Annotated in this window: 12 protein-coding genes; 1 reads left to right on the forward strand and 11 read right to left on the reverse strand. The window is 34.2% G+C overall.

From position 1 onward, the window contains the following. Nucleotide 1 precedes the first annotated feature (1 nt). The 11 genes from TOL2_RS18755 to TOL2_RS18805 all read right to left on the reverse strand — a co-directional run bounded on the left by TOL2_RS18755 (nucleotide 2) and on the right by TOL2_RS18805 (nucleotide 11955). On the reverse strand, nucleotides 2–697 hold the full coding sequence (locus TOL2_RS18755) for a nucleotidyltransferase family protein (RefSeq protein WP_014958859.1): 696 nt from the start codon (nucleotides 695–697) through the stop codon (nucleotides 2–4). Continuing rightward, nucleotides 694–2175 carry a PfkB family carbohydrate kinase gene (locus TOL2_RS18760; RefSeq protein WP_014958860.1) on the reverse strand — a complete coding sequence of 494 codons (1482 nt, stop codon included), beginning with the start codon at nucleotides 2173–2175 and terminating at the stop codon, nucleotides 694–696. The genes TOL2_RS18755 and TOL2_RS18760 overlap by 4 nt, the downstream gene beginning before the upstream one ends. A gap of 27 nt (nucleotides 2176–2202) precedes the next feature. Beyond that, on the reverse strand, nucleotides 2203–3339 hold the full coding sequence (locus tag TOL2_RS18765; RefSeq protein WP_198408344.1) for a radical SAM protein: 1137 nt from the start codon (nucleotides 3337–3339) through the stop codon (nucleotides 2203–2205). A 16-nt stretch (nucleotides 3340–3355) separates the two neighbouring features. After that, entirely contained in the window at nucleotides 3356–3847 is a 492-nt protein-coding gene (locus TOL2_RS18770; RefSeq protein WP_014958862.1) for a transketolase family protein, read from the reverse strand. Further along, a complete protein-coding gene (locus tag TOL2_RS18775) occupies nucleotides 3837–4670 on the reverse strand; it encodes a transketolase (RefSeq protein WP_014958863.1) in 834 nt (277 codons plus the stop codon). Before TOL2_RS18775 ends, TOL2_RS18770 begins: the two co-directional genes overlap by 11 nt. Before the next feature lie 60 nt (nucleotides 4671–4730). After that, a complete protein-coding gene (locus TOL2_RS18780) occupies nucleotides 4731–5852 on the reverse strand; it encodes a radical SAM protein (RefSeq protein WP_198408345.1) in 1122 nt (373 codons plus the stop codon). Between the two features lie 7 nt (nucleotides 5853–5859). Continuing rightward, nucleotides 5860–6849 carry an SDR family oxidoreductase gene (locus tag TOL2_RS18785; protein ID WP_014958865.1) on the reverse strand — a complete coding sequence of 330 codons (990 nt, stop codon included), beginning with the start codon at nucleotides 6847–6849 and terminating at the stop codon, nucleotides 5860–5862. 74 nt (nucleotides 6850–6923) lie between these two features. Further along, nucleotides 6924–8333: a B12-binding domain-containing radical SAM protein gene (locus TOL2_RS23835; RefSeq protein ID WP_014958866.1), complete on the reverse strand. Its 1410-nt coding sequence runs from the start codon at nucleotides 8331–8333 to the stop codon at nucleotides 6924–6926. A gap of 11 nt (nucleotides 8334–8344) precedes the next feature. Continuing rightward, on the reverse strand, nucleotides 8345–9418 hold the full coding sequence (locus tag TOL2_RS18795) for a GNAT family N-acetyltransferase (RefSeq protein ID WP_014958867.1): 1074 nt from the start codon (nucleotides 9416–9418) through the stop codon (nucleotides 8345–8347). 2 nt (nucleotides 9419–9420) lie between these two features. Continuing rightward, entirely contained in the window at nucleotides 9421–10338 is a 918-nt protein-coding gene (locus tag TOL2_RS18800) for an amidohydrolase family protein (RefSeq protein WP_014958868.1), read from the reverse strand. Nucleotides 10339–10377: 39 nt separating this feature from the next. Further along, nucleotides 10378–11955: a B12-binding domain-containing radical SAM protein gene (locus tag TOL2_RS18805; protein ID WP_014958869.1), complete on the reverse strand. Its 1578-nt coding sequence runs from the start codon at nucleotides 11953–11955 to the stop codon at nucleotides 10378–10380. 481 nt (nucleotides 11956–12436) lie between these two features. On the opposite strand from TOL2_RS18805, the gene TOL2_RS18810 reads away from it, so the two are divergent. After that, nucleotides 12437–13000, forward strand: coding sequence for a GNAT family N-acetyltransferase (locus TOL2_RS18810; RefSeq protein WP_041279620.1), 564 nt, complete (start codon nucleotides 12437–12439; stop codon nucleotides 12998–13000). Nucleotides 13001–13224 lie beyond the last annotated feature (224 nt).

Raw genomic sequence — 13224 nt, forward strand, 5'->3', positions numbered from 1 at the left:
TTTACAAAAAATCATTTTGAGCTTTCCGGTAACTTTCCATAGTCCCGATATCTCTATGATACCGGCTATTATGAAAAGTCTTGATCCTTCCAATATAATGGGGTAACACCTCTGTACTGAAATCAATCACCTTTTTTCCAAGACTATCCAGAAAATCCAGGACTGAAGGCTCAAGAATATAAACAGCTCCATTGGCAAGATTTCCGGGAGGATGGTCGACTTTTTCATGGAAAGCACAAACCACATTGTCACTATCAAGTTCAACAATACCACAACTTTGGGGTGTGTCGGTTTCAAATGTCATCATGGTCATCTCGCAGTGCCCGGGCCTTGAATCATGTGATTTCACAAAATCCGTTAAATCAAACAAAGAAAGATTATCCCCATGGGCCATAAAAACCGATTCTTTATCAAAAAAATGCCTATTCTTTAAAAGGGTCCCGCCCGTACCAAGAAGACTCTCTTCATATACGGTTGTAACAAATTCCCGGTATGGACTTGTTGCGATATAATCTTCGACTTTCTTAGAAAGATAATGCAGGTTAACCATGACAGGAGTGATTTTTTCCCTGCAAAGCATATCAAGCCAGTATTCCATCAGCGGCTTGCCTTTTATGGGGACCAGGCATTTAGGAATGAATTCAGTCAAAGGCCTCAATCGTGTGCCAAAACCGGCTGATAGCAGCAAGGCTTTCATTTTGATATTTTTGCCATCATATCTTCAATTGAAATAGGTATATTCCCGATGCGTTCCACCTGGCATGCGGCTGCCAAAGAACCAAGATACGCACATTGCCAGATATCAGCCCCCAAAGCTGCGGCAAGGGCGGAGCATGTTAAAAGAGAATCACCCGCTCCCGCAGGATCTGTGGCAACAGGATTCATGGCATTTAACCTGTCTGTCTCCCATTGGTCACGATTGGGAACCCCTTCATGAATAAGCATTCCTTCCTTGTCAAGAGTGATAAAAATATTTTCAGCCAAAGCTTGTTTTCTTAATTTTTCAGCCAAGACAACAAGGCCTGATTCAAAATCCCTGACAGCAAGCCTTGCTTCCCTTTCTGTCGGAGTTAAAAAAAACATATGATTAAACCGGGAGACATCTCCTATCTGGGAAGAAGACTGACTGTCTGCAACCATCATAATATCCTTCTGTCTGCATCTTTTAATGACATTGTCTACAAGAGGCTGAGGCAAAATTCCATAATTAAAATCAGAAAATATCAATATATCAATTTCATCAAGTAATTCAAAAAGATTATTTTGCATCTGTTTTTGTAACTCTTTACTGATGGGATGACTGCGCAAATGATTTATCCTTAACAATGTTTTTCCTGAACATCTGAACCTCTGTTTTAGAATTGTAGGACGACTTTCATCTTCTATAATAAATGACTGTACTGCATATTCATCCAATTTTGATTGAGCAAATTGAACTGTTTCATCAGAACCGGCTACTGAAAAAAAACTGACATCTGCCCCCATCTTTCGGGCATGAGCTGCTACAATGCCCGCCCCTCCAATATATTTATTTTTTGCAACGGGCGTGACTACAATACTAGGATCTTCCTGGCTCATGCCAAGTGGATCACAGTTAATATATTCATCAACAATTATATCCCCGATCACACTGACCTTTAACTGTTCAAAACCCTTCAAAGTACGACAAAGATCATACCAATCAAAGCCATGCCGTTTCATAAAAGCATCATGTCTCACTATTGCTGGTGAGATAAGCCTTTTTGACTCATCCTGAAGAAGTTCAACAAGGGAAAAACTCATATCTCCAGAACTGAAAAGCAATTTTCCTCCATATGATTTCACTGCTTCAGATTCCGGATTATAGACCGCTTCATGTTCCGTGCCTTTAACAACTATTGACGGTTTTAATTCTTTAATAAACTCTTCCGATGAATCCCTGAGTATAAAAGCAAAATCAACCCAAGTTATAGAGTTAACGCCTTCGAGGCGAAATTCCTCATCCATAAGAGTATGACCATCGGTTTTGTTGCCATGAACTCCAACAATAAGAAAATCACCACATTCTGCAGCAAAACGAAGTAGCCTTAAATGCCCTGGGTGAATAATATTAAAATTCCCTGATACAAAAACTATTTTTTTTTTCTTAATCCGGTCTTTAATAAAATAAAGCGTTTCTTTTGTTTCAGGATGCATTCTTATCCTTATATAGGCTTTTCTATTTTATATAAAATTGATGTGCATTGGAGGGTTTCCTTTACCATGAACAAACTGATTACCTTTATTTTTAATATCACTTAAATACTCATTCACTTTATGCTGCAAACATAAAGTTCCACACATGGTTTTTGCATCAAATTCTTGTGATGCAATCATATCCATAACCTCCCAATATCTGTCACTTTGCCAGATATCCTTAAAGGATTGCTCCACAATATTTCCAATGTGATACTTTTTATACTTATCATTGAACAGCATTCCACACGGCGCAACAAGGCCGGACCCGGACATCTGCAATATAAAAGGAGGGCCATAACATTGTGAATACTTTCTTTCCCCGTTACTGAAAATTTTGGACCATTTGGCAGAAACCTGATAAGTTTCATTGGAATATGTTTCAGCCTTTTTCAAGACATCAACCATATTATTATATTTTGAATAATCCACCCCAAGGGAACCTTCTTCGTCATCACTGCAATGTTTAATAACCAGGTAATCGACGCCAAGTTTTTTGCCAAGCTTTGAAAGGGGCAGGATCTGATCTTCAAACCCAGGCATAAGAACCATCTGCATTCCAATGGTTACATCCAGGTAATTCTTTTTTTTGATTTGAACTGCTTTTTGTATCGTTCCAATCACCCGATAATAGCATTTTTGACTGACGCCATGGATTTGGGCATATCTTTGGACCTCTCCGGCTGAAATATTGAACCGAAGATATGTCAAAGCAGGCAGGATATCTTCCAATTCATTTTGATTCAACAAATAACCGTTGGTTCCAAGGGCCATGTCCAGGCCGTTGTCTTTTCCCTTTAACACGGCATCTTTTAAGTAGGGGCTGCAGGTACTCTCTCCGTCACTGACAAAGCTGACTGCTTTTACGCCAATTTCTGCTGCATCATCAAGAAAACTGAAGATAACATCTTTTGTCATCTCTTTTTCATCATTGGCCTGGAGCTTACCATAGCAGTAAACGCAATTGTATGAACACCGCCTGGTTAGTGAACAATCTATTGTAATGGGGGCAATTCTCTCTCCCCTCAACCAGGCATCTATTTGATCTTTATGCCAGGCAAGTTTGTGTCCATCCAGAAGATACTTACTCTTATAGACTATTTTTGAATTATTCATTGAATTCATAACTCTATCAAACCTGTCATACACGAATGTATCCAGCCTGCTCACTGCTCATCCAACTATCTACCATCCCGGAAAAATCATCACAATCTTCCACATACGGATCAAAGACCGGCATGCCAATCAACTTCATAATCACTTTATCATCCTGGCCGCAACAATGGGAGTCGCCAAGAAACTTGAAATAATCATTGACTCCCGTGGCAATAAACTTCACATTCAAATCCTGCATGATCACATCATTTCGTATCTGCTCAATAGCCCTGAATGCCAGAAAATTTACAATGCAATAAACCACGGGTTTAAGCCCGGCCATTGCCATTCCCGCTGCAATACCCACCATACCCTGCTCCATCATACCACAATTAAAAATTCTGCCCGGAAACTCTTTTTTAAAATTATCGACAACACCAAATCCCATATCACCTACAAGAAGCATGATTCGAGCATCTTTTCCGACATGTTCAAGCATGGCATTAATGATTTCTTTTCGATAATTGTTATCGTTCATAGCGAACCCCCATGGCCAATTCTTCCTTTGTGGGAACCCTGAAATGAAACTTTACAACATTTTCCATTGCTTTAATGCCATACCCTTTCACGGTTTTTGCAAGGATTACAACAGGCCCGGCGTCACCCTTGAGTTCACTTACTTTTTCAAAAATATTTTTAAGCTCCGCCATATTATGCCCGTCACAGGTCATCACCTCACAACCAAAGGCGGCAAACTTAACAGACAAATCTTGATATGAATCTACCGGAGAAAGCACATTATCAAGAGAATCCATTGCCTGCAAACCATTGCAGTCAACAACTATGATTAAATTATTTAATTTATATTTTACTGCAAACTGAACAGCCTCCCAATTGCTTCCCTCCTGCGTCTCGCCATCACCTGCAATACAATAACACTGATATTTCTTATTCTGGATCTTCGCACCAAATGCAATTCCAACAGCCATTGGCATTCCATGCCCAAGAGAACCGCACCCGGCTTCAATGCCATACTTGGGACTTCGTTCAATGCACCCTTTTAAAAAACTTCCTTTATAAAAATTATTCCAGTCCTCTTCTCTTAGATAACCGATATCAGCCAGAATTGAATAAAGTCCATAGGCACCATGGGCTTTTGAAAAAACCAATCTGTCCCGCCCTTCCCATTTGGGGTCATCATTGAGACTCAATACATGATAATAAAGCAGGGTCAATATATCCACACATGATAAGGAGGGTGCAATATGACCGGCCCCATTTTTCACCGAGACATCAACAAGCTTTTTTCTTATGTAATCAGCTTTTTTTTCAAGTTCAATAATTTCTGTAATCTTTTTCATTGAAACCACACCATTTATTATAGGCTTTAAAATGAATTTCTATCTAAGGGTCTGCTGATTTCAAATAAAATTAACATGGTCATTGGGATGATGCAACTCCCAAAGATATTTATTAATATTATCCATTCTGCAGTTTATCCGACATTTAGAAACAGACAATTCATTCTCAACAAAATTCATAGATTTCTTTCGTCTATCACTTTCCCAAATTTCCTGAAATGAATTATCAATAATATTTCCATAAAAAAATCTATTATCGTTAAGATATACACTGCAACCCCAGACATTGCCTCCGGCATCGATATATGACCAGAATGGCAATCCAAAACACTTTTCATAGTTTTTATAACATTTATCCCAACTCCGCATCGTATTAAGCCTGACAATCACTGAAAAAGTATCAGAATCATATTCCTTTAATTTCCCATACAAATAGTCATATTTGGAGTAAACAATATCTTTATATTTTTTAGTAATGCTTTGAGGATGTTGTGAATAAGGCTTGACAACAAGGTAATCCATGCCGATATCTCTTACAATTTTGGTTAAGAGTTCAATTTCACTCTCGACTTCAGGCAAAAGAAGAATCTGTACACCCAGGGTACATTTTATTCCATGTTTTTCACGATATTCAGCTGCATAGCAAAGATTGTCAATTACGGTCTTAAAGTCTTCGGATTTTGTTCCGTGTATCTTTGCATAAGTATCTGGAGTACCAGAATTAATACTGAATTTAATCCATGAACAATATGAAAGTATATTTTCCGCAAGTTTTTTTTTAAACAAAACTCCGTTTGATGTTACTGCCGCATCAATACCACTCTCTTTTGAAAGCATAATCATTTCCGCAATGTCTTTATGAAGAAATGGCTCCCCTTCTCCGGCATACATAATACTTTTCAAACCGAGACGGCCAAATTCAGGCAATCTCTTTTTTAAAACCGAGATATCAATCTTTCTGGATGAATATTTCATAAAATCAAGACCGCAAAAGGAACATCTATGATTGCACGCTCCAGTAGGGCTTATTTCCATGTAGATTGGGTAGATAGGTTCACCGTTAAGCCAGTCATTTACCCTTGAGACATGGTATATTAATTTGTGACTGTCTATATTATACTTATCCATATCAATTTTAATATTCTTTATGCAGGATTTCCTGTTTTTTAAACTTAATGCCACAATCGACTTATTTACCTAAATACTGAAACCATTCCCTTGTTGCCTCTTTTATTTTTTCTGGAGTCCATACAGGTGCCTCTTGCCAGTAATCAATATTATCCAACATTGTTTGCACACCGTTTTCAAATGGAATCACAGCTTTCCACCCAATCATTTTTTGAATTTTAGATATTTCAGCAAATGTACAATCAGGCTCTCCAGGTCGCTTCGGGACATATAAGATATCTCCGCCCAATAATTCAACAAGCCTGTTGATACTGTAAGTTTGACCACTCCCTAAATTGAATATTTCGTTGCACATATCAGACTCTGCAACCTGAATATAAGCATCTACAATATCAGAGACAAAGGTAAAATCACGAGTCTGATTCCCGTTTCCGACAACAGTGAACGGTTTATTATGCAATTTTTGGGCAAGAAACACCCCAAAAACAGCCCCATAAGTTCCTGAAGTTCGTGAGCGGGGACCGTAAACATTAAACATTCGCAAAGAGACAACGGGCAATCCATAGATTTTTCCCCAATGTATGACATATTGCTCTGCTATATTTTTTGTCAGAGCATAGGGGTACTCCGTTCTAATCTCAGCAGTTTCAGGAGTTGGATATTGATCCGGAATACCATAGCAGGACGAAGATGCTGCATATACAAATCGTTTTACCTCATTCACTCTGGACGCCTCAAGTACACTGATGGTTCCATTAACATTTGACTTGTGATATTTAAATGGTTTTTTAATGGAGGGCACAATGTCAGCAAGGGCTGCAAGATGAAAAACCCAGTCAACATTTTTAAAAAATTTTTCTATTTTACTGTATTCGGAAATATCAATTTGAACTAATTTTAATTTCCTATTGTTTTTATGATGTTCAAGGTTTTGAGGACGGCCTGTAGAAAAATCATCTAAAACCACCACATCGCAACCATCTTTAAGAAGTCTATCAACTAAATGACTCCCTATAAAACCAGCCCCTCCGGTTACCAATACTTTGCCCACAACTGCTCCTATAAATAATCAACATACAATTTAAAACGAATACCTTTCTAAAATATATCAGAAAACTATCCAACCTAACCGGGCATTACTGTCTTTTTAATCAAACTACAAAATTGTAAAAAAGAATATTTTAAATCGTGAAATGACTTCAGCCTGAATAGCCAATTCAATATAAACCCAAATCTAATATAATGATTACGAATAATTTTTTTATACATATTTTTAATATAACTTTCAGTCAAATCAGATTGCAGGAAGGTTACAGCATCCCCGGAACTTGCTTCCCAATCATTCCAAAGCTCTTCATTTATTTTAAAATTTAATTTTACATATTCACGCATTGCTGTTCCAGGCCATGGATATGTAATTTGTATATTAACGAGGTCCGGTCTGATTTTTTTTATAAAACGAAATGTTTTTTCAGTAGTTGCTTGTGTATCACCAGGTAAGTTAAGCATAAAAAAACAACGTGTTTCAATATTTAATTCTTTCGCAATGTTCACGGCATATTCAACTTGATCCAGAGTAATCTTCTTATTATTAAAGGACAATATATTATTGTCTCCTGACTCCACACCATAACCAATGCTATATAAACCAATTTCTTTTAACTGTTGCAACATTTCTTTATCAACTGTATCAACTCTTGATATAACCCGAATAAAAATTTTTCTATCTCTTTTTTTCATGAGTCTTACAAATTCCATGACTCGAACTCGATCTGCCGTAAAATTATCATCAATGAAAAAAACTTCTTTGGCATTATATGTATTTTGCAACAAATCAATTTCATCAACGATATTTTTCGGGCTTCGATAGCGCATTTCTTTGCCTCTTAAATTTGAACAAAAAAAACACTGACCATTACATCCTCTACTCGTTAAAATTGAAAACTGAGGAAGTTTAAAGTATTTACCAGGCGAAGGGTAATATTTTTCCAAATCAAATTTTGAACGGGCAGGAAAAGGTAAAGAATCAAGGTTTTTCTCACATTCATGTGGTTTATTTTTAACAATTTCTGAGCCCTTTCTAAATATCAGCCCTTTAATTTTATTGATATTTCCATGTAACTCAAGTGCTGATACCAATTCATGGCAGGAATGTTCTTCTTCTCCATAAATAACATAATCTAAATAAACACATTCTTTTAATAAAATTTCTTTTAGGACTGTAAATACGCCAAATGCAAATATCGGAGTTCTACTTGTTTTGAATTTCATAAACCCAATTAATTCATAGGCATCATAAGTTGTTGATAATTCAGAATTAATACCGATGGCGATATATGAAGTATAGTCAATTTCATTTAATATTTTTTGAGCGTCTTTTAATATTTGTGTGTCAATAACATCGACTTCAAAACCTTTGGATTCAAGGAAAGACGCAGTATATGCAACATTAAGTGGAATTTCATAATCATATCCACCCCATAAAGCACCTTTGAAAAAAGAATGACCACTTGATATTAATAAAATTTTTCTCATTTTTTCCTTTTTTATGCCAAATGCCGATATAGTAGTCTTGTAAGAGAAGAAAAAATAAAATCAGGTAGAAGCTTTATCGGTTTTCTCAACGTAAGAAATGATTGAGAAGAACTATATTCATTATAAACTAATTTTTTCTTCAAAAAAATCAAATAATCATACGGATGAACGATATCTGCACCCCACCTGGTCTTAAAAAAAAGCAATCCTTTATTTTCTGATGAAGTTACGCCTAAATCAAACCATGAAATTCCTTGTGTTGCTAAATCTTCAATAATATGATGAAGTAAAAATGTTGAAACGCCCCATTTATTGTATTCTATCGATGATGCGCTCCACGAATAGTATGCTTTATCTTTAAACTTTAAAATTAGAATACCTGCGACACATTTTTCCCTATGCCGCAAAATATACAAACTATAATTCTCTTTACTCCAATATTTCCTTATATTCAAAAAAAACTCAAATGGAGCTGGGAACATAAGATGCTTATTTTTAAAAAGTTTACAAACAAGATGATAAAAATCTTTCCAATCTTTATTGGAATAGCAAGAAGAAAAGACTGCAAACTCTCCGCTACCGCTAATTTTTAAAATTGAACTTTTCAAATTTATACGAAATTGTTTTTTACAATTCTTAATAAATTCATCATAATCACTCGATAGCTTTAATATGGGTATAACTTTTGAGTCAGATTGTTTTATATTATATTTATAAATAATACTTTCAGGTAATTTTTGAAATGTTCTTAAATGAATGACATTAAAACTATTATGTTGGTATAAATTTAGAAGACTACCAATTAATAATTCACATTCCGATTCATTATCATAAAAAATATCACCGAACAGATTAAATGGATTTGAACATATTTTATTACCCAAAAGAATACTTTTAACAAAGAAAATCGGAATTCCACCAGAAATAACTCCGTTTTTCTTGACACACAAACAAGCACAATCAAAACGATAGGTTTTTTTTAATAAATCGAGCCATGATACCGTACTATAGATACTCGCTTTTTTTCGAAGGATATACTTATCCCAATCTGCTAAATCTTTTCCGAATAATAATTCTACATGCATTATTAAATGCCTAATAACTTTTTAATGTTCTCTGAAAATATTTTTTTTTTTACAATTTGATCTTTTATGTATTTATTAATTATTTTAATTGATGTGGTTTGACTTACTAATGGAAAATCGCTTCCAAAAAGAATTCTATCAACATCTATAGACATAATTGCCTTTTTAATTGTTTTAGCAGTTTGAAAACTCGTATCCAAATATATGTTTTTATGTTTTTGTGCTAGTTCAATAACATAATCTTTATATTCTAAGCCCATATGCGCGAAAACAAATGGAACATTAGGAAAATTTTTGACAAGAGTTAAAATTTGATCAGGATGAGCATATTCCTCTTCCTCAATTTTAACAATACCTGCTCTACAAGGACCGACATGAAAACATACGGGCATAGAGTATATAGAAATTTCTTCCAAAACTTGATATATTTTTTTATTTTCAGGATGAATTCGCTGAATCACTGGATGAATTTTTAATCCCTTTATACCGTTCTGGATATTTTCTTTAAGTTCTTCCATATATCTTAGAGAATGAAAATTAACTGAGCCAAAGGGAATAAATCTGGGTTGTTCTTTTGATAATGCTATAATATTTTTTGTTGTAACATTAGGCTCAATTGGTAGTACAATGGCTTTATCAACTTTGTTTCTATCAAATGCAGTTATAATATGATCAGTATCAGAAAATTGAATCCTTCGGCAACTCTCCATATACGCGATATCACCAAGAAACCTGCCAAATTTTCCTTGCTGCAAATTGGTTTGATTATTATCCTTTTTTAGTTTTCTTTTAAAAGGACTTTTAAACTGTGATGCCTCAAAAATACTCATCAATCCAAATGGTATCTTAGAAAGTGGATATTTTATTGGAAATCCATGGTAAATATCACCAACATGTATATGACTATCTATTATCTCCATGATGCTTACAAAATCCCTTACTAAACAAGCAGTTTTTGATTATATTTTATTGCGTTTTTCATACATGATTTTATTATAAAATTTTAGAACTCCAACCTTCCAAAGAAAATATGGAACAAAACTACCACGACCCGTCAAAAAAGAAAAATCAAGATTTTTCAAATGCCCCAAAGCTCTTCTCACTAAAAAAATAAAGCGCACAAAAATGATAAGGGTTTTATACTCTTTAGGATTATATATATGATCAAGAGAATATCTAAATAAAAAATGCGGAATCTTTACAACACTTAAAATATAATGCATAATATTAAAAAAAGTTGCTTCTGGATGTAACAAATTCTTATCTTTAGCTTCTATGGTTTCTCTATTTGTATATTTCTTTATATTATCCTCAAGCGCAGAGCCTAAAACAATCCTTAATGAATGTAGATTTATAACATAAGGTCTTGGGATTAAGTACATATTTTCCATATGCTCTTTTAAGTCTTCAGATGTTGCAAATGGATTATCAAGAATAATGTCATAAGCAGGGGGCGCAATAAATTTTTTATATTTATTAATAACACGTGTAGATTGAATTATTTTGTTCAATGAAGTTTTACGATTATAAATATTTAAAACTGTTGGACTACAGTTTTGAATACCCATTCTAAAAAATATAGAACCCGCTTTTACAAGAATCTTAACTTTTTCATCATTGATATAATTTGGATGCGTTCCATAGGTTAAAAAGGGAAGTTTTATTTCTTTTGAATAAACATCAGCAAACTCCTGTAGAACTTCTGGTTTTAATGCCATCATACCATCATCAAAAAATGATATCCAAGAAATCATTGGGTGAGTCTTTAAAACCGACCTTATCTCATCAACCATATATTTTGGAGATGGATGTCGTAATTGTGCATATTTTTTATGATATCGCAAAAAAGCTGAATTATAGCAATAGGCACATTTATTTGGACACCCTCTTGTCCATATTATGTTCAAATTCAAGCCAAGCCATTTCTTATATAATTTTGAATCCATCGGAACAAATTGTTTTTTTTTTGTATCATAGAATTTATTTTTAACATCAAAATCAATAAATGGGGCAGCAGTTAATTCTTCATTGGTCATTGGGGCAGATGGTTTCGTATTCACAATTGATCCATCTTTCTTTAGATAAGTTAAACCCGGTATATCAAAATAATCGTTACCATTTTGAATTTTTTGATAAAACTGAAAAAAAGGACGCTCACCTTCACTGACACAAATTATATCAGAAAAATTAAGACAGTCTTCAGGATATATCCTAGCATGCGGGCCTCCTACAAAAATGATTGCATTTTTATTAATATTTTTAATTCGTGAAATTAATTGCGCAGTTATATCTCGACACTCACTCATAAATGAAAAACCCAGAAGATCTGCACATGATAATTCCTGAGCAATAATATCCAAATCACCTAATAAGTTGAAATCTGAGTTTAAGAATATACGATTAAATAATGAAAATTGATTTGTTGGAGAAATAAAATAAGTAGTTGTATCTTTATTAAGACTTTTCACATAACTTGACATTTTTCTAAATCCTATGCCCTGTAAACCATTTTCGATATTAACCATTTTAATTTTCATTCATAAATCCCTTTTTATAGCCTAATAATCCGATAATAATAACGCTATTTAGAATCTGAGGGGGTTCATTCCTATACCTCACAGCTTAAATTAGTTTCATGATTATCTTCTGCAAATCATAAATCAATGATGAGACTTTATCAGTAGAACGGATTAAAAACAATGATGGAACTGGAATGTATAGGATAACCGAATGTAAGAACTTCATGAGCATTATATATAAAGGTGGTTACCCATGCTATAATTATCCCGGAAAGATCGTTAGACATTTAATTTTAATTGCCTTTGGATAAATCTTTTGATATTTTTTCTATATATTTTACCTCTTTGTTGTGTTTTTCCCGTGTTTGACCTAAACACCCAACACCATAATAGAGGTAAAATATACTTTAATAACAATATTTTTAGAGAAATGCGGCGGTCAAGGTCAACAATCAACTCAACTACAAGTAAAATCTTTTATAATATATTAGGTGAAGAGATGATTTCATATAAAGGGAAAAAAACACGTTTGCGTCCAATTCATAAAAATGACATAGAGAAATCTCTAATTTGGAAAAATGACCCTGAAATACGGGAAAATGTTCAGGGTTATCGTTTTCCTGTAACAGAAAGAATGGAGGAAATATGGTATGAATCAGCCCTAAATGGACAAAGCCGAACAAAAGTAATATTCTCAATTGAATCACTTAAAGATAATATGTTTGTAGGATTTATAGAACTTAATCAAATAGATTGGATATCAAGGCGCTGTAGTTTTGGAATCACTATAGGGGAAAAGGAGTACCAAAACATAGGAATTGGTAAGGATAGCATAATCTTACTCTTTAATTATGCATTCGAATACCTCAATATTAGGAAAATATGCTTGGAAGTCGCTGCATACAACACCAAGGCCATAAATTTATACAAAAAGATTGGTTTTATTGAAGAAGGGATATTAAAAGAGCATTTGTATTTAAATAACAAATATCATGACATAATTTTAATGAGACTATTTGGGACAGAATTTCGGGATGCCAATCAAACCTTGACAAAATTATAATACCAGTTTTTTTGAGGCCGCAAAAGGATTATTAATTCCATCTTATGCCAAATAATTCAACCAACTGCCTTGATCACTTCGCAGAAAATCCAAGATAATTTTTGTTTTAAATGCTGCTATATTTTTTTATTCATGCCCAACTTATGTCGTTGGACGAACTCAAAATTTAACATTTTGGAGAGTACCACCAATATGGGTTGAATGTCTTAATTGATAAGGCATAC

It is taken from the genome of Desulfobacula toluolica Tol2, assembly GCF_000307105.1.
In the GTDB taxonomy this organism is placed as follows: domain Bacteria; phylum Desulfobacterota; class Desulfobacteria; order Desulfobacterales; family Desulfobacteraceae; genus Desulfobacula; species Desulfobacula toluolica.